Origin of the sequence: Lactococcus petauri, assembly GCF_023499275.1 — a bacterium.
In the GTDB taxonomy this organism is placed as follows: domain Bacteria; phylum Bacillota; class Bacilli; order Lactobacillales; family Streptococcaceae; genus Lactococcus; species Lactococcus petauri.
Genome location: NZ_CP094882.1, coordinates 367,607 through 389,298 on the forward strand (window position 1 = coordinate 367,607; position 21,692 = coordinate 389,298).

19 protein-coding genes are annotated in these 21,692 nt (G+C 39.4%); 16 read left to right on the plus strand and 3 right to left on the minus strand.

The window, feature by feature from the left end; all coding sequences use genetic code 11:
• Positions 1–90 precede the first annotated feature (90 nt).
• From hpf to lgb_RS01860, 7 genes are all read left to right on the plus strand, one after another.
• On the plus strand, positions 91–648 hold the full coding sequence (hpf, locus tag lgb_RS01830) for a ribosome hibernation-promoting factor, HPF/YfiA family (protein WP_003134010.1): 558 nt from the start codon (positions 91–93) through the stop codon (positions 646–648).
• Between the two features lie 247 nt (positions 649–895).
• Positions 896–3,229, plus strand: a complete 2,334-nt coding sequence (gene pflB, locus lgb_RS01835; protein WP_019292664.1) for a formate C-acetyltransferase — start codon at positions 896–898, stop codon at positions 3,227–3,229.
• Between the two features lie 238 nt (positions 3,230–3,467).
• On the plus strand, positions 3,468–4,073 hold the full coding sequence (gene coaE, locus lgb_RS01840) for a dephospho-CoA kinase (RefSeq protein ID WP_019294150.1): 606 nt from the start codon (positions 3,468–3,470) through the stop codon (positions 4,071–4,073).
• The gene (locus lgb_RS01845; protein WP_198495147.1) at positions 4,069–5,310 is read left to right on the plus strand and encodes a multidrug efflux MFS transporter; all 1,242 of its coding nucleotides are present in this window, start codon (positions 4,069–4,071) and stop codon (positions 5,308–5,310) included. Before coaE ends, lgb_RS01845 begins: the two co-directional genes overlap by 5 nt.
• Complete coding sequence (gene rpmG / locus lgb_RS01850) at positions 5,307–5,453, plus strand: 50S ribosomal protein L33 (RefSeq protein WP_014024306.1); 147 nt, start codon at positions 5,307–5,309, stop codon at positions 5,451–5,453. The genes lgb_RS01845 and rpmG overlap by 4 nt, the downstream gene beginning before the upstream one ends.
• A gap of 132 nt (positions 5,454–5,585) precedes the next feature.
• Positions 5,586–6,809 (plus strand): FtsW/RodA/SpoVE family cell cycle protein, encoded by a 1,224-nt coding sequence (locus tag lgb_RS01855; protein ID WP_019294148.1) that lies wholly within the window; start codon positions 5,586–5,588, stop codon positions 6,807–6,809.
• A gap of 432 nt (positions 6,810–7,241) precedes the next feature.
• Positions 7,242–10,661 (plus strand): pyruvate carboxylase, encoded by a 3,420-nt coding sequence (locus tag lgb_RS01860; protein ID WP_019294147.1) that lies wholly within the window; start codon positions 7,242–7,244, stop codon positions 10,659–10,661.
• 45 nt (positions 10,662–10,706) lie between these two features.
• Here lgb_RS01860 and lgb_RS01865 read toward each other — a convergent pair whose 3' ends face one another.
• Positions 10,707–11,306 (minus strand): ATP-dependent Clp protease proteolytic subunit, encoded by a 600-nt coding sequence (locus lgb_RS01865; RefSeq protein WP_003134020.1) that lies wholly within the window; start codon positions 11,304–11,306, stop codon positions 10,707–10,709.
• A 169-nt stretch (positions 11,307–11,475) separates the two neighbouring features.
• On the opposite strand from lgb_RS01865, the gene lgb_RS01870 reads away from it, so the two are divergent.
• The 7 genes from lgb_RS01870 to lgb_RS01900 all read left to right on the plus strand — a co-directional run bounded on the left by lgb_RS01870 (position 11,476) and on the right by lgb_RS01900 (position 16,140).
• Positions 11,476–11,853, plus strand: coding sequence for a VOC family protein (locus lgb_RS01870; RefSeq protein WP_019294146.1), 378 nt, complete (start codon positions 11,476–11,478; stop codon positions 11,851–11,853).
• 59 nt (positions 11,854–11,912) lie between these two features.
• Positions 11,913–12,443 carry a hypothetical protein gene (locus lgb_RS01875; protein ID WP_019292658.1) on the plus strand — a complete coding sequence of 177 codons (531 nt, stop codon included), beginning with the start codon at positions 11,913–11,915 and terminating at the stop codon, positions 12,441–12,443.
• A 161-nt stretch (positions 12,444–12,604) separates the two neighbouring features.
• Entirely contained in the window at positions 12,605–13,003 is a 399-nt protein-coding gene (gene spx, locus lgb_RS01880; RefSeq protein ID WP_003134024.1) for a transcriptional regulator Spx, read from the plus strand.
• A gap of 135 nt (positions 13,004–13,138) precedes the next feature.
• A complete protein-coding gene (locus lgb_RS01885) occupies positions 13,139–13,912 on the plus strand; it encodes a TatD family hydrolase (RefSeq protein WP_019294145.1) in 774 nt (257 codons plus the stop codon).
• Positions 13,909–14,454 carry a ribonuclease M5 gene (gene rnmV / locus lgb_RS01890; RefSeq protein WP_019292656.1) on the plus strand — a complete coding sequence of 182 codons (546 nt, stop codon included), beginning with the start codon at positions 13,909–13,911 and terminating at the stop codon, positions 14,452–14,454. The genes lgb_RS01885 and rnmV overlap by 4 nt, the downstream gene beginning before the upstream one ends.
• Positions 14,451–15,377: an ABC transporter ATP-binding protein gene (locus lgb_RS01895; protein ID WP_019294144.1), complete on the plus strand. Its 927-nt coding sequence runs from the start codon at positions 14,451–14,453 to the stop codon at positions 15,375–15,377. The genes rnmV and lgb_RS01895 overlap by 4 nt, the downstream gene beginning before the upstream one ends.
• The gene (locus lgb_RS01900; RefSeq protein ID WP_019292654.1) at positions 15,370–16,140 is read left to right on the plus strand and encodes an ABC transporter permease; all 771 of its coding nucleotides are present in this window, start codon (positions 15,370–15,372) and stop codon (positions 16,138–16,140) included. Before lgb_RS01895 ends, lgb_RS01900 begins: the two co-directional genes overlap by 8 nt.
• 60 nt (positions 16,141–16,200) lie before the next feature.
• Here lgb_RS01900 and lgb_RS01905 read toward each other — a convergent pair whose 3' ends face one another.
• A complete protein-coding gene (locus lgb_RS01905; protein WP_019293323.1) occupies positions 16,201–17,169 on the minus strand; it encodes a LacI family DNA-binding transcriptional regulator in 969 nt (322 codons plus the stop codon).
• Positions 17,169–18,584 carry a sucrose-6-phosphate hydrolase gene (locus lgb_RS01910; protein ID WP_019293324.1) on the minus strand — a complete coding sequence of 472 codons (1,416 nt, stop codon included), beginning with the start codon at positions 18,582–18,584 and terminating at the stop codon, positions 17,169–17,171. Before lgb_RS01910 ends, lgb_RS01905 begins: the two co-directional genes overlap by 1 nt.
• Positions 18,585–18,766: 182 nt before the next feature.
• Between lgb_RS01910 and lgb_RS01915 the strand changes: the two genes are divergently transcribed.
• Positions 18,767–20,704 carry a sucrose-specific PTS transporter subunit IIBC gene (locus tag lgb_RS01915; RefSeq protein ID WP_019293325.1) on the plus strand — a complete coding sequence of 646 codons (1,938 nt, stop codon included), beginning with the start codon at positions 18,767–18,769 and terminating at the stop codon, positions 20,702–20,704.
• A gap of 16 nt (positions 20,705–20,720) precedes the next feature.
• Positions 20,721–21,596 (plus strand): fructokinase ScrK, encoded by an 876-nt coding sequence (gene scrK, locus lgb_RS01920; RefSeq protein WP_029345684.1) that lies wholly within the window; start codon positions 20,721–20,723, stop codon positions 21,594–21,596.
• Positions 21,597–21,692: the final 96 nt, after the last annotated feature.

A 21,692-nucleotide genomic window follows, 5' to 3' on the forward strand; every position in this document is an offset into this window, starting at 1 on the left:
GAAATAAAGAAAGGACGGTTCTTAAAACTTGACTGTCCAGCGCCTGCAAAACAGTGAAGGTTCAATACAAGAGCCGTTAAGGTAGACTCTATGATCAAATATAATATCCGTGGTGAAAATTTTGAGTTAACAGATTCAATCCGCTCATATGTTGAAGATAAGGTTGGAAAACTTGAAAAATACTTTAACGATGGTCATGAAGTAACAGCCTATGTAAATCTTAAAGTTTACTCCGACAAACGTTACAAAGCAGAAGTTACCGTTCCTGCTAAAAATGTAACTTTGCGTGCAGAAGATACAGCAGCTGACATGTATGCAGCTATTGACTTTGTTGAAGAAAAACTAGAACGTCAAATTCGCAAGTATAAAACACGTGTAAACCGTAAATCTAAGATTAATGTTCCTACTGGACAAGCTTTCGGAGACGAGTTTGCACCACTTGATGAAGCTGAAGAAGTAAATGAAGATCAAGTAAAGATTGTTCGTACAAAACATGTTTCCTTGAAACCAATGGATGCTGAAGAAGCAGTCCTTCAAATGGACATGTTAGGACATGATTTCTATATCTTTACAGATGCAGATACAGACAGTACTAATGTCGTTTACCGTCGTGAAGATGGCAACATTGGTTTAATCGAAACCAAATAAGATTTAAGTACAGAAACTGTATCAAGAAAAAAGTCAAGCAAAAAAGCTTGGCTTTTTTTGTTATCTCTGTACTTCTGTGACATTTCATTTCTGTAATCGTTTACTAAAAATATAACAGTTTAACTTAAAAATCAAACTGTACTAGTAAAGAAAGTGCAAACATTCCCAGATATCCCTTGAAATTAGTAAACTGTATGATATAATAAAAGCGTAATCTGAAACAGAAAGACCAAAGGAGATTTTCTACATGAAAACAGAAACTAAAGAAATCTTTGAGCAAGCCTGGGAAGGTTTCAAAGGATCAGACTGGCAAGATAAAGCAAGCGTTACACGCTTTGTTCAAGCCAACTACAAACCTTATGATGGAGACGAAAGTTTCCTCGAAGGGCCAACAGAACGTACGCTTAAAGTAAAAGATATTATCGAAACAACAAAAGCGCACTATGAAGAAGTAGGATTCCCATTCGATACTGATCGTGTGACTTCTATTCACAAAATTCCTGCTGGCTACATCGATCCTGAAAACAAAGATCTCGAATTAATCTACGGTATGCAAAACAGCGAACTTTTCCGTTTGAACTTCATGCCAAAAGGTGGTCTTCGTGTAGCAGAAAAAATCTTGACAGAACACGGACTCAGCGTTGATCCTGAATTGCACGAAGTGTTGGATACAACAATGACTTCTGTAAATGATGGTATCTTCCGTGCCTATACATCAGCTATCCGTAAAGCACGTCACGCACACACAGTAACTGGTTTGCCAGATGCTTATTCACGTGGACGTATCATCGGTGTTTACGCACGTCTTGCACTTTACGGTGCAGACTACTTGATGAAAGAAAAAGCACGCGAATGGGATGCAATCACTGAAATTACAGAAGAAACTATCCGTCTTAAAGAAGAAATCAACATGCAATACCAAGCACTTGATCAAGTTGCTAAATTTGGTGATCTTTATGGACTTGACGTTCGTCGCCCAGCCCTGAACACTAAAGAAGCTATCCAATGGATCAACATTGCTTACATGGCTGTATGTCGTGTTATCAATGGTGCGGCTACATCACTTGGACGTGTGCCAATCGTTCTTGATATCTTTGCTGAACGTGACCTTGAACGTGGTACTTTCACTGAACAAGAAATTCAAGAATTCGTTGATGATTTCGTATTGAAACTTCGTACAATGAAATTCGCGCGTGCTGCTGCTTATGATGAACTTTACTCTGGTGACCCAACATTCATCACAACATCAATGGCAGGTATGGGTAATGACGGTCGTCACCGTGTTACAAAAATGGACTACCGTTTCCTTAACACATTGGATACAATCGGTAACGCTCCAGAACCAAACTTGACAGTACTTTGGTCTGATAAATTACCGCATGCCTTCAAACGTTATGCAATGTCAATGTCGCATAAACACTCTTCTATTCAATATGAAGGTGTAGAAACAATGGCTAAAGAAGGCTACGGCGAAATGTCTTGTATCTCATGTTGTGTATCACCACTTGACCCAGAAAATGAAAACGAACGTCACAACCTCCAATACTTCGGAGCGCGTGTTAACGTTCTGAAAGCTATGCTTACTGGTTTGAACGGTGGATATGACGATGTTCATAAAGACTACAAAGTGTTCGACATCGAACCTGTAACTGACGAAATTCTTGACTATGATACAGTTATGGAAAACTTTGACAAATCATTGACTTGGTTGACTGATACTTATGTGGATGCAATGAACATCATCCACTATATGACTGATAAATACAACTATGAAGCTGTACAAATGGCCTTCTTGCCAACACGTGTTCGTGCGAACATGGGCTTCGGTATCTGTGGTTTCGCCAATACAGTTGACTCACTTTCAGCAATCAAATATGCGAAAGTTAAAACTATTCGTGATGAAAACGGCTACATCTATGACTACGAAGTTGAAGGCGACTTCCCACGTTACGGTGAAGATGATGACCGTGTAGACGATATCGCTAAACTTTTGATGAAGATGTACTACGAAAAACTAGCTTCACACAAACTTTACAAAAATGCTGAAGCTACAGTTTCACTCTTGACAATCACTTCAAACGTGGCTTACTCTAAACAAACAGGTAACTCACCAGTTCATAAAGGTGTATTCCTCAATGAAGATGGTTCAGTGAACAAATCTAAAGTAGAATTCTTCTCACCAGGTGCTAACCCATCAAACAAAGCGCGCGGTGGATGGCTCCAAAACTTGAACTCTTTGGCGAAACTTGAATTTGCTCATGCAAATGACGGTATCTCATTGACAACTCAAGTTTCTCCACGTGCACTTGGTAAAACACGTGACGAACAAGTAGATAACTTGGTTCAAATCCTTGACGGTTACTTCGGACAAGGTGGACAACACGTTAACCTTAACGTTATGGACCTTAAAGATGTTTACAGCAAAATTATGGCTGGCGAAGACGTTATCGTACGTATCTCTGGTTACTGTGTAAACACTAAATACCTCACACCAGAACAAAAACAAGAATTGACTGAACGTGTGTTCCACGAAGTTCTTTCACAAGATGATGATGAAGTAATGCACACATCAAACATTTAATATCTATTGAAATGTAGAAACAATCTCTCCTTTGGGAAGGTTGTTTTTTGCTTATTTATATAAATTAAGCAAATTCTGTTTTTTTTTTAACGATAATACTTACTTTCTGCAGTGGAAGAGGTAGTGAATGGACAATTACAACAGTCCGAAGCCCTTTCTGGACTGGAAAAATATCGTTTTTGCTTCATGGGGGCGTAATTACTGAATATCGTATCATGAGTTGTGCTATAATAAAGCTATGAAGAAAGTAATCGGTTTGACAGGTGGAATAGCTTCTGGGAAATCAACGGCGGTTGATTTTTTGCGTTCTCAGGGCTATCCGATCATTGATGCGGATCAAGTGGTTCGTGAATTACAAGCCCCAGGTGGCTCCTTATATCAGGCGATTCTACAAGAATTTGGCCCTGCCTACTTTGATGAGAAAGGACTTTTGGTTCGGCGAAAGTTGGGCGACTTAATTTTCTCAAATGATGAAGCGCGAGAAAAACTAGCATTGCTCCAAAATCATATTATTCGCCAAGAACTCTATAAGAGACGTGAAGCACTTTTGAAGGATGATAAGGTTCAAAAGGCCATAATTATGGATATTCCCTTACTCATCGAACAGGCTTATGATGGTTTTGATGAAATATGGTTAGTCGCTGTTCCAGAAAGCATCCAAATTGAGCGTATCATGAGTCGGGATAATATGACAAAAGAAGAGGCAGAAGCGCGTATCAAAGCTCAAATGCCTTTGTCAGAAAAGAAGAAGTATGCCACACGTATTATTGACAGTTCAGGAACAATTCCTGAAACTTATGAAAAAATCACAGAACTGTTAAAAGCAGTAGAAAAGAGGGATTAAAACGAGTAAATCAACAAAAAACAGAAAAGTTAATTGGAAACAAAATTTGTGGATCACATGGATTGGCTGTTTTATTGTGGGCTCATCTTTTTCACTGGTGATGCCATTTTTGCCCCTTTATATTCAAAGCCTAGGAGTGACAGGTTCTAATGTAGAGCTGTTTTCTGGTATTGCTTTTGCTTCGACAGCTTTGGTCTCAGGCTTAGTTGCTCCTATGTGGGGAAAATTAGCGGACAAATACGGCCGGAAACCCATGATGGTCAGAGCTTCTTTTGCCATGACCTTTACCATGTCTGCGATTGCTTTTTCTCATCATATGGGTGGCTATTGGTGGCTACTGCTCATGCGCAGTCTTATGGGCTTCTTTTCAGGATTTATTCCCAACTCGACAGCAATGATCGCTTCTCAAGCACCGAAAGAACGTTCAGGTTATGCCCTGGGTGTCTTATCCACTGCAATGATTACGGGAACTTTGATTGGCCCTTCTATCGGTGGTTTATTGGCACAATGGTTTGGGATGGCGAATGTCTTCCTTATCGTTGGGAGTCTGCTAGCTCTTGCAACAATTCTAACTGTCTTTTTTGTCCATGAAAACTTTGAACCTGTAACGAAAGATAATATGTTATCTACAAAGGAAATTATCAATCGTGTAAGTAACAAGCATATCCTTTTTGGCTTACTTATTACCAGCTTCATTATCCAAGTCACCACACAATCAATAGAGCCATTTGTGACCCTTTACATCAAAACATTGACTACAAATACAAATAACTTAATGTTTATCTCAGGTCTTATTGTATCTGCAGTTGGCTTATCTGCAATGATGTCTTCTAGTACATTGGGTAAATTAGGAGACAAATATGGCGCACATCGGCTGATTTTAATCGGTTTAGCTTTTAGTTTCGCTATGTATTTACCGATGGCTTTTGTAGAAACCCCTCTTCAATTAGGAATCTTAAGATTTATGCTGGGGTTCGGCACGGGTGCTCTGATGCCTTCCGTCAATTCCCTTTTGGCTAAAATCACCCCTAAGGAAGGTGTGTCACGGATCTTCGCCTATAACCAAATGTTTTCTAACTTTGGTGTTGTTGTAGGTCCGATCGTTGGCTCAGCAATTGCAGGTTGGGTTTCCTATCGGATGGCGTTTATTGTGACAAGTCTTTTCGTAGTTGTTAATTTCTTTTGGTCCTTGGCTAATTTCCGGAAATATTTAAGAAAACGGAGCATCGTAGAATGAGAGTGAAAATAACTTTAGCTTGCACAAGTTGTAAGAGTAAAAATTATATTAGCAGTAAGAATAAAAGCAGCAACCCTGATAAAGTCGAAACGATGAAGTTTTGTCCAAAAGAGCGCATGGTTACATTACACCGAGAAGTTTAAGTGCTATGAAGTATTTTTCATTCTAGAAAAACCATTTATTTTTAAAATAATTGCACATCTGTAAAAATGAAACTGAAAAAATGGTATAATAAAAAATGTTAAAAAATAATAGAAATGAAATGATAACATAAAATGAATGATGGATTGAAGAAAGCAAACTTCCTGAACTATTCTATTTTGATTCCCTACCTGATAATGTCAGCTGTAGGTATCGTGATGGTTTTTTCAGCAACAGTCCCATATCAGCTGGCGAAGGGACTTTCACCTTATAAAATGGCAATCAACCAAGGCGCGTTCATGTTGCTGAGTTTTGTTGCTATTGCAGTGATTTACCGGATGAAACTCCGGGCTCTTAAAAGTAAAAAAATGATTGGCTGGGTTTTATTTCTTTTGATCTCAGCCATGATTTATTCGCGTGTCGGGCCAAATACTTCCGCAAATGGCGCTCATGGCTGGATTCCCATCCCAGGTGTGGGAACGATTCAACCTGCTGAATATGCAAAATTTTTCGTTGTGTGGTATCTGGCTTCTGTCTTTTCCGAAAAGCAGGATGAAATATATGAAAAAGATATCGCAGCAATTTTCAAAGGGAAAACCATTTGGCAAAAACTATTTGGTGGATGGCGCTCTGCGATTCTCGTAATGTTAGGGATTTTGGTTATCATGCCAGACTTGGGTAATGCTTCTATTATGGCGATGATTACAGGAGTAATGATTGCTTCGAGTGGAATCTCTTGGCGTTGGTTTAGTGGCTATGGCAAGATAATTTTGGGAGCTATGGTTGCCTTTATTGCCTACCTTTATGCCGTAGGTGGCGATGTTATCCCGGGACACTATGTCAATGCACGTTTTAAGGCAATGGTTAATCCTTTCGGAGGCTTGTCAACATATGGTCACCAAATGGCCAACTCCTATTACGCCGTAAGTAATGGCGGATGGTTTGGTCGTGGACTCGGAAACTCTATTGAGAAAAACGGTTTTCTACCTGAAGCGCACACGGACTTTATCTTCTCGATTGTCATTGAGGAGCTGGGTCTAATCGGAGGGATTCTTGTTCTCGGCGTATTGTTCTTTATGATTGTTCGTATCTTAATGGTCGGTATCCGTGCAAAAAGTGCGTTTAATTCGATGATCTGTATCGGTATTGGTTCTACCCTTTTGATTTCAGTATTTATCAATATTGGGGGAGCCTTTGGGATTATTCCGGAAACAGGGGTAACATTCCCATTCCTATCGCAAGGAGGATCATCATTCCTTGTGTTGTCTTTGGGGATTGCTTTCGTACTCAATATTTCGGCAGATGAAAAACGTAGAGAAGTCAGAGAGCTTTCAAGTACATATGCTAGAAATGTTTAATATTAAATGCTAAAGTTAAGAAAAAGCTAATCAAATTAGCTTTTTTTATAAAGTTTGTATGTTGTGAAAATTCATAATTTGGTTGCTGATGCTTTCTAATACTCAATGTCTCTATCCTGCTAAAGCAAGGAGAGCCAAACGCAAACTCTTATGAAGAGTTGCTAGAGTCTTACTACTTCCTTCGCAAAAAATGTTTTTACTGTGTCAGGTCGTAATACTCAATGCCTCTATCTTGCTAAAGCAAGGAGAGCCAAACGCAAACTCTTATGAAGAGTTGCTAGAGTCTCACTACTTTCTCCGTAAAAAATGTTTTTACTGCGTCAGGTCGTAATACTCATGCCTCTATATTGCTAAAGTAAGAAGGGAATTGAATTATAAGGTATCGTCAACCATATTACACAACATATTTAGGGAATAAAGATAGGGGATTGTATGAAAAAACTGCTCGTTGCCAACCGTGGTGAAATTGCCATTCGTGTTTTTCGTGCCTGTAATGAATTGGGTTTGTCCACTGTAGCCATCTATGCAAAAGAAGATGAGTACTCAGTACACCGTTTCAAAGCAGACGAAGCATACTTAGTCGGACAAGGTAAAAAACCGATAGATGCTTACCTTGATGCGGATGATATTATTCGTATTGCTCTAGATGCAGGAGCGGATGCAATTCACCCGGGATATGGTTTGCTTTCTGAAAACTTAGAATTTGCGACTAAGGTCCGTGAAGCTGGCTTAGTTTTTGTAGGGCCAGATTTAAAACATTTGGATATTTTTGGCGATAAAATTAAAGCTAAGAAAGCAGCGGATTTAGCGCAAATTCAAGGTATTCCAGGAACGGATGGAGCTGTCGATTTGGATGGGGCTCTTGCCTTTGCTGAAACTTATGGTTACCCTGTTATGATAAAAGCAGCTCTCGGTGGCGGCGGACGTGGAATGCGTGTTGCTCGCAATGACGAAGAGATGCGTGATGGTTATGCGCGTGCCAAGTCTGAAGCACAAACAGCTTTTGGTTCAGCAGAAATTTACGTTGAAAAATATATTGAAAATCCAAAACATATCGAAGTACAGATTTTGGGAGATACACATGGCAATATTGTTCATCTTCATGAGCGAGATTGTTCTGTGCAACGCCGTAATCAAAAAGTCATCGAAATTGCACCAGCTGTAGGCTTAGAACCAGAATTTAGAAATGAAATCTGTCAAGCAGCTGTCCAACTTTGCCAAGCTGTGGGTTATGTTAATGCAGGGACAGTTGAGTTTTTAGTTAAAGATAACCAATTTTACTTTATTGAAGTTAACCCACGGGTCCAAGTAGAACATACGATTACGGAGATGATTACTGGTGTAGATATTGTTACAGCACAAATTCTTATTGCTCAAGGCAAGGATTTGCATCAAGATATCAAAATTCCTGCACAGGATGAAATTCCATGTCTAGGTGCAGCCATCCAGTGCCGTATCACGACTGAAGATCCCGAAAATAATTTCCTTCCAGATACAGGAAAAATTAACACATACCGCTCACCAGGCGGATTTGGTGTACGTCTTGATGTAGGTAATGCTTATGCAGGATATGAAGTGACGCCTTATTTCGACAGTCTTTTAGTCAAGGTTTGTACTCATGCGACAGATTTTGAAGAGGCGGTGCATAAGATGCAGCGTGTCTTACGTGAATTCCGCATTCGTGGGGTAAAAACGAATATCCCGTTTTTGGAAAATGTTATTGAGGACGAGCAGTTTACTAGTGGTCAAGCAACGACAACCTTTATTGACAATACACCACAACTCTTCAAGTTTTCTCGCAAACGTAATCGCGGTACAAAAATCTTGAAATATATTTCGAATATTACCGTGAATGGATTCCCAGGGATTGACAAAACAGAGAAGCGTTATTTTGAACCTGCTCGTCAACCTGAAATTGAGCTTCTCCAGAAAACAACAACAAAGAATATCCTTGATCAAGAAGGTGCTGCAGCCGTAGTAGACTTTGTTAAAGGTTCACATGAAGTTTTGCTCACAGATACAACTTTTCGTGATGCACACCAAAGTCTTTTAGCCACACGCTTGCGTCTACAAGATATGAAGGGGATTGCAACCTCTGTAGATCAAGGTCTTTCTGATCTATTCTCTGTAGAGATGTGGGGCGGGGCAACTTTCGATGTCGCCTACCGTTTCTTAAATGAATCACCTTGGTATCGCTTAAGAAAATTGCGTGAACAGATGCCCAATACGCTTTTTCAAATGCTGTTCCGCGGCTCAAATGCAGTAGGTTATCAAAATTATCCTGATAATGTTATTCAGGAGTTTATTCAAAAAGCAGCAGCTGAGGGAATCGATGTTTTCCGTATTTTTGATAGTCTTAACTGGCTGCCGCAAATGGAAAAATCTATCCAAACTGTACGTGACACGGGTAAAATTGCTGAAGCAACGATTTGTTATACTGGCGATATCTTAGATAAAACACGTCAAAAATATGACTTGAAGTATTATAAAGACCTAGCTAAAGAATTGGAAGCTAGCGGTGCTCATATTCTTGCAATTAAGGATATGGCTGGTCTTCTGAAGCCACAAGCTGCCTATGTACTGATAACAGCACTGAAAGAAACAGTTGATTTGCCGATTCATTTGCATACACATGATACGGCAGGTAATGGTATTATTACCTATTCAGGTGCGATTAAGGCAGGTGTAGATATCGTCGATGTGGCGACCGCATCACTTGCTGGTGGCACATCGCAGCCTTCTATGCAGTCACTCTATTATGCCTTGGAGCATGGTGGACGTCATGCGGCTTTGAATATTGCTAACGCGGAACAAATTGACCATTATTGGGAAGATACGCGTCGTTATTATGCACCTTTTGAAGCTGGAATTACGAGCCCGCAAACAGAAGTTTACAGGCATGAGATGCCAGGGGGGCAATATACCAATCTTAAAGCACAATCTGCTGCAGTTGGCTTAGATGCTCGTTTTGATGAAGTCAAAGCTATGTATAGCAAAGTGAACATGATGTTTGGTGACATTATTAAAGTGACTCCAAGTTCGAAAGTTGTGGGCGACATGGCACTCTTTATGGTGCAAAATGATCTCACAGAAGAAGATGTTTATGCAAAAGGCGCAGAATTAAACTTCCCAGAGTCAGTTGTTTCCTTCTTCCAAGGAGATTTAGGTCAACCTGTAGGTGGTTTCCCAGAGAAACTTCAATCGCTGGTTCTCAAAGGTAAACAAGCATTAACAGATCGTCCTGGTCTTCACGCGCCAGCCGTTGACTTTGCACAAGTGGAAAAGGAACTCTCAGACATATTAGGTTACCCAGCTGAAGAACATGAAGTTTTAAGCTACATTATGTACCCACAAGTCTTCTTGGATTATCAAAAAATGCAAGATGCTTTTGGCTCAGTAACCTTGCTTGATACGGAAACCTTCCTTCATGGTATGCGTATGGGTGAGCAAATCGAGGTGCAGATTGAGAAAGGTAAAACTCTGATTATTCGTCTGGATGAGATCGGTGAGCCAGATGTTTTAGGAAATCGTGTGCTCTTCTTTAACCTTAATGGTCAAAGACGTGAAATTAGTGTAAATGACCAATCGATCAAAACACAAATTGTTGCGAAGCGTAAGGCTGACAGCACGGATCCACAACAAATTGGTGCAACCATGCCGGGATCTGTTTTGGATATCCTAGTGAAAAAAGGAGATCAGGTCAAAAAAGGACAAGCACTGATGGTTACAGAAGCAATGAAGATGGAGACGACCATCGAAGCACCGTTTGATGCTACGATTGAAGAAATTCATGCCGTAGCAGGAGAAGCGATTCAGACGAAAGATCTTCTTATCGAACTACGTGAGCAATAAAAGAAAAACGTTCAACTCTTAGGTTGAACGTTTTTTTGTTTTACTTTACTTTAAGCTGTTGGCTTCCATGATTTCGTCAATGAAACCATAATCCAATGTTTCTTGGGCTGTCATCCAGTTGTCACGTTCTGCATCAGCATGTACTTTTTCCATAGACTGACCAGAGTTTTCGGCCAAAATCTTTTCTAAAGTACGACGTGTTTTGAGCAAGTGTTCTGCTGCGATAGCCATATCGGTTTGTTGTGTACCACCACCAGTACCGCCCATAGGTTGGTGGATCATGTATTCAGCATGCGGCAACATGAAACGTTTGCCCTTGGTACCACTAGAAGCAATGATTGTACCCATAGATGCAGCAATACCCATAACAATTGTTTGAACGTCAGATTTGATGAAGTTCATAGTATCAACAATTGCAAGTCCAGCAGAAACAGAACCACCAGGTGTGTTAATGTAGAGGTAAATATCCTTTGTGCTGTCTTGGGCATCCAAGAAGAGGAGTTGTGCGATGATTGAGTTGGCCATACCATCCTCAACTTGGCCTGTCAACATGATGATACGGTCTTTCAGTAGACGGCTATAAATGTCATATGCGCGTTCACCACGGCTTGATTGCTCGATGACAGTAGGTACTAAATATCCCATAGATAAGTCTCCTTTTTCAATGTTTTATTCTATTATAAATCAAAGGTCAAAAAATAAGTACGATTAAAAAGGAGGAAATGAAGATATCTTTTCAAAAGTAAAATGTTTCAAAGAAAGGAACACTTTTATCTGTCGGAGTATATTATAATAGAGTCAAGGAGATAAAAAGATGAAAGTTGAACATATCGGAATTTGGGTAAGAGACTTAGGGAAGATGAGGAATTTTTATGAAACCTTTTTTTCTGCAAGGGCGGGTCAGCAATATCACAACTCTAAAACAGGCTTTACTTCATATTTTATGAGTTTTGAAGAAGGGGCACGTGTAGAGCTCATGCATCGTGCAGATATTGAAAAGATAATGCCTGAAGGTCTGGGTTTTGCTCATCTTGCTTTACAGGTGGGAGATGAAGCCGAGGTAGACAAGCGGGCTCAAGAATTTTTAGAACAAGGTTTTGAAGTTTTATCTGGACCACGGAGAACTGGCGATGGCTATTATGAAGCCGTTATTCTCGATCCTGAGGGAAATAAGATCGAAATAACAGCTTAGCTATATAAATTCTGGAGAAATGAGTTTTAAAACATTAGTCATTTTGTTATAATAATAGTATGAATTCAGAACTTATTATTTCTATGATTATTGCTATGATTGCGGGTGCTTGGCTTTTTATTGCGGGCATGTATATCTACAAACGTTTTGACGAAAATCGCTATAAGAAGCGCTTAGCCATTGAGAAACTCTTACGCGAAATTGAAGTCAGAAACACCTTGAATCAAAAAATTATCGAAATCTTGAACCGTCCGATTATTGGAGATGATGAAGAAATCGTTAATCCCCGTAGTGATGTAAAAGTGCCGTTTTACGACTATAATTTTTTGAAAAATTATACTTCAATGTATAATTTGTACATCCCCGCTTATTTCTTAAGTACTTTCTTTAAAAATCTATCCCACCATTTGGCTGTTTTCGAAGATGAACAAGATTTGAAAAATGGCGGCTATATTTTCAAAGAAGCACGTCCTATTTTTGAAAATTTTTCGGTCGAAATTACGGAAGATATTGAGAATAAGAAAAAAGAACTGGAAGAAGCAAAGAACATTTATCCATCTATGTTAAAACGCCAGTATTATAACATTTAAATACTTTTTTTAATCTGTCCAATAGGACAGATTTTTTTAGAATAAAAAGGGAAAGGGTCTTTTTTTTGTCTGTCAATTGTGCTATAATAGCAAATGCTAATACCGCTAGGTATTATAAATAAGATCATGGATTGTTCCATATTAATATAAAGGAGAGAGGGATGCTTACTATTTATACGGCCCCATCTTGTACGAGTTGTAAAAAAGCTAAAACTTGGCTTACTTATCACAATATTCCATTTCAAGAACGTAACCTCATTGGCGACCCACTTTCAGCAGAAGAAATTAGTCGTATTCTTGAAAAGTGTGATGATGGTGTGGAAGGGCTTATTTCTAGCCGTAATCGCTTTGTGAAGACCTTAGGCGTTGATTTTGAAGACTTGTCGCTTTCAGCAGCCATCAAAATCATTTCAGAAAATCCGCAAATCATGCGCCGTCCAATCATTATGGATGAAAAACGTCTACATGTGGGATACAACGAAGAAGAAATCCGTGCTTTTTTACCGCGTACAGTACGTATTTTAGAAAATGGCGGCGCTCGTTTGCGCAATGCCATCTAAAAGCAAATGCAATTATTATAAACACCCCGAGCGGGTGTTTTTTGCTGCATGCTTTTAGTAAAGGAAAATTTTCTTTTTAAAATAGAGCGGTTTTTCTAAGATAAGATTTGCTTTATTTTGGGTTATAATAGAAGAATGGATATTTTTGACACGCACACACACCTCAATTCAGATGAATTTATTGGTAGAGAAAAGGAAATTATTACTCAGGCACATGAGCTAGGGGTTCATCGCATGAATATTGTCGGAGTGGATCGTAAAACAAATGATTGGGCGATAAAGCTTGCTACAGAACATGAAGAATGCTATGCTACGATTGGTTGGCATCCAGATGAATGTGGAAGCTTTGATCAAGCTGCAGAGCAGTATCTGCTGGAAAATTTGCAAAAAAATAAGGTGCTTGCAGTGGGCGAAATTGGCTTAGATTATCATTGGATGGTCGAATCAAAAGAACTGCAAGAACAAAGTTTTCGGCGCCAAATTCAAATTTCAAAAGAAGCAGATGTTCCTTTTGTGGTACACACACGTGATGCTTTAGCTGATACTTATGAAATTATAAAGTCTGAAGGCGTTGGCTCTCGTGGAGGAATCATGCACAGCTTTTCTGGTACCTATGAAGAGGCCCGACAGTTTCTGGAGCTTGGTCTAATGCTTTCTTTCTCAGGTGTTGTGACATTTAAAAAGGCTCTTGATGTCCAAGAAGCAGCTACAAAGCTTCCTTTAGATCGCATACTTGTGGAAACTGATGCCCCTTATCTTTCACCAATGCCTTATCGCGGTAAGGAAAATCAGCCAGGCTACACACGTTATACAGCAGAGAAAATTGCGGAACTTCGTGGACTTAGCTTGGAAGAAGTGGCTGAGCAAACCTATGCAAATGCACTGAAAGTTTTTGGTTTGACCTCATGAAAGAAAAAATCGAAAAAGTTATCGTCGTTGAAGGGCGAGATGACACAAGAAACCTGAAGCGCTTTTATGATCTGGATACCTATGAAACTGGTGGAAGTAGTATAGACGCGACTGATATCGAGCGGTTAAAGGTCCTCCAAGAGAAACGAGGGCTTGTTGTTTTTACTGATCCAGATTTTCAAGGGGAACGCATCCGTAAGATTATTATGCAAGCTATTCCTGAGGCGCAGCATGCCTTTTTGAAACGTGAAGAAGCACGACCTAAAGGTAAAGGTTCTCTCGGAGTAGAACATGCCAAGTATGAAGATTTGCAAAAAGCTTTGGGACACTTGACAGGAGGCGCGAATATCGAGCCGACTGTGGTTCAAGCAGATCTTATTAACTTTGGTCTTGTCCTCCGCTCTGATAGTCGCCAACGTCGGGAATATCTCTGTGAAGAACTCCGCATAGGTTATGCTAATGGCAAGCAAATCCTCAAAAGACTTAACATGTTTGGGATTGAGCTTCAACAAATAGAAGAAATAATGAAGGGCTATAAATGAAAAAAGCACTTGAAATAAAAAACTTAAGAAAAGTATATGATTCCGGTACGGAAGCCTTAAAAGGTATTGATTTAGCAGTTGAAGAAGGAGATTTTTATGCCTTGCTTGGTCCTAATGGGGCAGGGAAATCAACTACTATCGGTATTATTACTTCACTCGTGAATAAAACGTCTGGAACAGTTAAAGTCTTTGACTATGATATTGATAAAAATCTAGTGCAGGCTAAGCAACAACTCGGACTTGTGCCCCAAGAGTTTAACTTTAATCAGTTTGAAACGGTTCAACAAATCTTAGTCAATCAAGCCGGATACTATGGTGTACCTCGTAAGGAAGCGCTCAAACGCTCAGAAAAATATCTCACACAGTTGGAACTTTGGGAAAAGCGTAATGATCGTGCAGGACGTCTTTCTGGTGGGATGAAACGTCGTTTGATGATTGCGCGTGCCTTGATGCATGAGCCTAAGCTCTTGATTTTGGATGAGCCAACAGCGGGTGTTGATATTGATGTTCGCCGCTCAATGTGGGAATTTCTCGCACAACTCAATGCTTCAGGTACAACAATTATTCTGACGACACACTATTTGGAAGAAGCAGAAATGCTTTGCCGAAATATTGGAATTATCCAATCTGGACAAGTAATTGAAGATACAAGTATGAAAAACTTACTATCGAAATTACAGTCGGAAACATTTATTCTCGATATTAAAGCGGAAGGGCAAGCACCAGAGCTTATTGGATATGAGATGAAATTGGTGGATTCCCAGACCTTGGAGCTTAAGATTGAACGCAACCAGGGCATCAATGTTGCTTTTGAGCAACTAACTGCACAAGGTGTTCAGGTCCTCTCCATGCGCAATAAATCAAACCGTCTAGAAGAGCTTTTTGTTAAGCTTACCCATGAAGAGGAGGGAAAAAATGTTTAAACTCTACTGGACTGCAGGAAAATCTCTTGCTATCAAGGAAGTCACACGTTTTATGCGTATTTGGGTGCAAACTCTTGTGCCACCAGTGATTACGACCACACTTTATTTTATTATCTTTGGTAAAATGATTGGTTCACGAATCGGTGATATGCATGGTTTTTCTTATATGCAATTTATCGTGCCCGGACTTATCATGATGTCTGTTATTACTAGCTCTTATGCGAACGTTTCTTCGAGTTTCTTTTCGCAAAAATTTCAAAAAAATATTGAAGAATTACTCGTCGCTCCAGTGCCTACACATGTGATTATTTTAGGCTTTGTGGCCGGCGGAAGTCTTCGAGGTATTTTCGTTGGGACGTTAGTGACTATCATTTCGTTGCTTTTTGTTCCTTTAGTTGTGAAGTCTTGGCTCGTAATTATTGTAACTCTGTTGTTGACGGCTTTCCTCTTTTCCTTGGCTGGGCTTCTTAATGGTGTCTTTGCGCGTTCTTTTGATGATGTTTCGATCGTGCCAACATTTGTCTTACAACCTTTGACTTATCTCGGTGGTGTCTTCTATGCTATCTCTATGTTACCCCCAATTTGGCAGGACATTTCGAAAGTCAACCCGATCGTATATATGATTTCAGGTTTCCGTTATGGCTTTTTAGGTGTGCAAGATGTTGCCCTGTGGATTAGCTTGCTTGTGCTACTTGGTTTTGTCATTGCTCTCTATGCCGTTTGCTATTACTTTATTGAACGTGGTCGTGGTTTGAGATCTTGAAAGTAAGATAAAGAAAGTTAGAATAAAAAAAAGCGAAAACCAGTTGGTTTTCGCTTTTTTTTATTCTTCGAAAGGCTTCTGACCTTGATGTAAAGTTATAGGAAGTTTATAGGATTTTTCAACAGTTTCTCCCTGAATTTTACGAATAACTAAGTCGACTAAAAGCTCCGCCAAATCTGTAATAGGTTGCTTCACTGTCGTCAAGTCTGGATGATATTCCCTGATAAACTCTGTGCCGTCAAAGCCAATGATACTTATATCTTTGTTCATTGCCGCCGCTAGATTTTTCACAAGAAGTGCTGTTAAGTCATCTGTGCAGAAAATCCCGTCAAAGTCAGATTTTTTTAAAATTCTCTTGATTTCTTCTTTTTTATTCAGAAAAGTTAAACTTGTTGGGATTTTAATCACATGAGGTTCTAAGTCATGCTTTTTCATCACAGAGAGATAGCCTTCACGTCTGAGGCGCGTGGGCGAATTAGTATTGTCACTGCCGGTAAAAATAGCAATTTTTTTGTTCCCGTTTTTTATCAAAGTTTCTGTTGCTAAACGACCGCCTTGCAAATTATCTGAACTAACGATAGTAGTTTGTGCAGTGAGGATGCGGTCAAAAGATACGATAGGTGCGTGGATTGCAGTATAATCGTTAGTACTTAAATTATGACTTCCATAAATGATGCCATCCACTTGGTTAGAAAGAAGTAAAGTTAAATAATCTCTTTCTTTCCTTTCGTCGTGCTCAGTTGTTGCCAGCATGGCTTTATAGCCTCTTCGAAAGAGTGCCTGTTCAATTTTTTCGATTAATTCTGCATAGAATACATTCTGGATATTAGGAAAAACGAGACCAATTAATTTTAAAGATTTCCCTTGTAAAGAGCGGGCTGCAGCATTTGGGACATAATGTAAGTCACGCATTGCGGCCTCAACCTTAGCAATAGTTGTGTCGCTTAAGTACCCTTTGTTATTAATCACACGCGAAGCGGTTGTCAAACTTACACCCGCTTTTTTTGCAACATCTTCAAGTTTAACCACTAATTCAGTTCCCACATTTTAATATTTATCGGTTTTTCACTTTGTATAAAATACTGTTCTTTGTTAGGAAATACACGCCCCGATAAGACTTTCTCTCCATCATTAATAAAAATTTCAAAAATAGATTTATCTATAAATAGATTAACTTTTTCTATTTTAACATTTACTGTCCTTTTTTCATAATTTCTTTTAACCGTGAAACAATCATTTTCCTTGTCAATGTGTATTTCCAGTGCACTTTCATGAGAAGCGTTTGCCATGATATTCAAATGGTGTGATTCTTCAGACTTGAGGTCAATTTCCATTTCAAAAGCATTATGTGTAGGAATAAGCTCTTCTTTGAGTAAAAACTCTTTTTCTTTCTTGCGTAAATTTTTCATTTCATCTACAGGAGTTTGATAAAGCTTTCCGTCTTTAATACTTAGTTTTTTGACCATAGACAAGGCGCCTTGCACGCCAAACTGATCTGTCGGATAAGTTGTATCTGGTAAACCTAACCAAGAAATAGCATAAGCAGAGCCGTCAGGAGCATTAAAAGCCTGTGTGGCATAACAGTCAAAGCCATAATCAAGATTTTCTATCCTATTGTCGCCCATTAACCAGACTTCTTTATCAACAGAAAAAGAATCGGCAATAAGATAGGTATTGGGGTAAATATTGCCATAAGAGCAGATTGATTGATCCAAGCCTTGGGGGCAGAAGATGAGGACCGGTGTGTTATTTATAAAGATAAGATTGGGACATTCAATCATATAGCCCATCTTTTCTGAAGTAAAATTCAAAAAACCTAAGTCTTCCCAAGCTGTTAATTGCTCATTTTTAGAGCGATAAATCTTTATTTTTCCTTCTTCGGCGACAGATTGTGCACCAATCAGCATATAGTGTTTCTTTTGGTGTTGAAAAATTTGTGGATCTCGAAAGTGATCAGTTGTTTCTGAGAAATTGGGATAGATTATAGGCTCTGGCAACTTTTCTAGCTGATTTTCTTTATCCAACTTAGCACCAAGTTGATAAGGTATGCGTGTCCAATCCTCTTTACGATGATTTCCTGTGTACATGATAAAAAGTGCATCATCAAGAGGAAAAGCAGAACCAGAAAAAGCACCAGCGTTCTCAAATTTCGTATCAGGGTAGAGAATGAGTCCTGATTTTTCAAAGTGCACCAAATCTGTAGAAGTCAAATGTACCCATGACTTCAAACCATGCACAGCGCCAAATGGAAAATGTTGGTAAAAGAGATGCCATTGGCCATTAAAAAATGAAAAACCATTGGGGTCATTGAGAAGACCGGTTTCTGGCTCAATATGAAAAGTTGAGTGCCAAGGTGATTGAGCAACACGTTCGCGTAAGGTCTTTAATTCATTCTCAGAATAGCTTTCATAAGCACGGTATCGTTCAGTGGTAGTCCATGTCATTTCTTGTATTTCCTTATCGTCATATTTTATTTTTATGATAAACGTTTTTCATGCAAAAGTCAATTTATAAACTTGATTAATTTAAATAATATTTTATTTTATGTTAAACGCTTGACATATTTTTTGTAAAGTGATTAAATGTGTTATGTAAGCGACACCAAAATAAATTTTAGGAGAAAACTATGAACCACAAACAAGTTGCTGAACGGATTATTTCTGCTGTGGGAGAAGAGAATATTCAAGCAGCAGCACATTGCGCAACCCGCTTGCGCCTTGTACTGAAAGACAGCTCATTGATTCATCAAGAAGCCTTAGACAATGACCCAGATCTCAAAGGAACTTTTGAGACGGCGGGACAATATCAAATCATTGTGGGACCTGGTGATGTCAATAAAGTCTATGAGGAATTTGTCAAACTTACAGGAGTAAAAGAGGCGTCGACAGCTGATTTAAAAGAGATTGTAAACAGCCAAAGCAAACCAAATCCTGTGATGGTATTAGTCAAACTTCTTTCAGATATCTTTGTTCCTTTGATTCCCGCTCTTGTTGCAGGTGGTTTATTGATGGCACTCAATAACGCTCTTACCGCTGAGAATCTTTTTGCAGCAAAATCAGTTGTTGAAATGTTTCCAGCTTGGAAAGGATTTGCAGACATTGTCAATGCTATGAGTGCAGCACCATTTGCCTTTATGCCTGTTCTTATAGGATTTTCGGCTACCAAACGTTTCGGAGGAAATCCCTATCTTGGTGCTGTTATCGGGATGATTATGGTGATGCCATCGCTTGTCAATGGTTATGCGGTGGCCACAGCTATTGCAAACAATGAAATGACCTACTGGAATATATTTGGTTTAAATGTTGCTCAGGCAGGTTATCAAGGTCAAGTACTTCCTGTTATTGGGGTATCTTTTGTCCTTGCAAAGCTGGAAAACTTTTTCCATAAACATTTGAACAACGCAGTTGACTTCACTTTCACACCATTGCTTTCGGTAATTATTACAGGATTTCTCACTTTTACCATAATTGGTCCTGCACTTCGTTTTGTATCAAATGGTTTAACAGATGGCTTGGTTGGCCTTTATGACACCTTAGGTGCCTTAGGAATGTTCATATTTGGCGGCTTTTACTCACTGATTGTTTTGACAGGTTTACACCAAAGCTTTTCAGCAATTGAAACCATGCTTATCACTAACTATCAGCATTCGGGTATTGGTGGGGATTTTATTTTTCCGGTTGCAGCCGCAGCCAATATGGCACAAGCAGGTGCAACCTTCGCGATCTTCTTCCTGACAAAAAATATTAAAACAAAGGCGCTCGCAGCTCCAGCTGGTTTTTCCGCCCTTTTAGGGATAACTGAGCCTGCCCTCTTTGGGGTCAACCTAAAACTTAAATATCCATTCTTTATTGCACTTGGTGCTTCCGCTGTTGGTTCATTATTTATGGGGCTTTTCCATGTGCTGGGTGTAAGCTTAGGTTCTGCCGGTTTGATTGGCTTTATCTCCATTAAAGCAGGCTACAATCTGCAGTTTATGTTCGCTATTTTGATTAGCTTTATCCTTGCATTCATTGTTACTTTGATTTACGGACGACAAGTTGAAAACAAAAAAATTAAGGAGCCTCAGGTAGAGAAGCCCACTTCTGAAATGCAAGATATAGAAAACTCTGAAAAGGAAGCAATTTTCGTACCAATCAATGGCACAGCTTTTCCACTCTTGCAGGTCAATGATCCTGTCTTCTCCACAGAAAAAATGGGCAAAGGTGTCGCTATCCAACCTGTAGATGATTATGTCTTTGCACCAGCAGATGGAGAAATTGTGATTGCTTACGAAACGGGTCATGCCTATGGTATGAAAACCGAAAGTGGAGCAGAAATCTTGATTCACATTGGTATTGATACGGTCACGATGAAGGGGAAAGGCTTTAGCCAAAATGTGAAGGCAGGCCAAAAAGTTAAAAAAGGAGACTTGCTTGGAACATTTAACAGGAAGGCTATCAAGGAAGCTGGGTTAGAGGATATGGTAATGATGATGATTACAAATTCGTCTGACTATAACGATGTTTTAGTATTAAAGCAACATGTAAAAGTAGTAAAACATGAAAAAATTCTTTCATTAATTTGAAGAAAAGGAGTAGAAGTTGACAATGTATTATGGATCTATAGAAGCTGGTGGGACAAAGTTTGTGCTCGCCGTTGCGGATGAGCAGTTCGAGCTTGTAGATAAAATTAGAATATCTACCACAACACCCGAGGAAACAATTGCTGCTACCGTAGATTACTTTAAATCAAAAAATGTTGCGGCAATTGGCTTAGGATCGTTTGGTCCTATCGATATTAACAGTAAAAGTAAAACTTACGGCTTTATTACTTCAACACCGAAGGCAGGTTGGGCAAATACGGATTTGGTTGGACTTTTAGAAGAGGCACTTCATGTTCCCATAGCTTTTACTACTGACGTAAATGCATCGGCTTATGGTGAAATGATGAATACTGCTCTTGAAAATCTAGTCTACTTTACTATTGGTACAGGGATTGGCGGCGGCGCTATTCAAGGCGGTCACTTTATTGGTGCTACAAGCCATGCTGAAATGGGCCATCAAATGGTTAAACGTCATCCAAACGATCTTTATTTTAAAGGTATTTGTCCGTTTCATGGTGATTGTTTGGAAGGACTGGCTTCAGGTCCAAGTCTTGAAGCCAGAACAGGGATTTCGGGTGAAGAACTTCCTGCAGACAGCCCTGAGTGGGAAATCTTGGCCTACTATATCGCGCAAGGCGTGCTTAATGCAACTTTAACATTAGCACCTGATGCTATTATACTAGGCGGTGGGATTATGGAGCAGCCCAATATGCTCGCATATGTTCAAAAAGAATTTGTGAAACTTCTGAATCATTACGTTGCTCTCCCATGTCCGATAGATGAATATTTGCGACTGCCGAGTGTTTCGGAAAATGGCTCCGCAACCCTTGGGAATTTTGCTTTAGGTAAAGTAGCCTTAGAGCTTGTGGAGTGAGATGTTGGGCTTCCTAAAATATTATTCGTGGCTCACAAGCTAAAGTTAAGGAGAAAAAGTATGTTTTGCTTAGCTTATTTGCATTTACGGTTATAA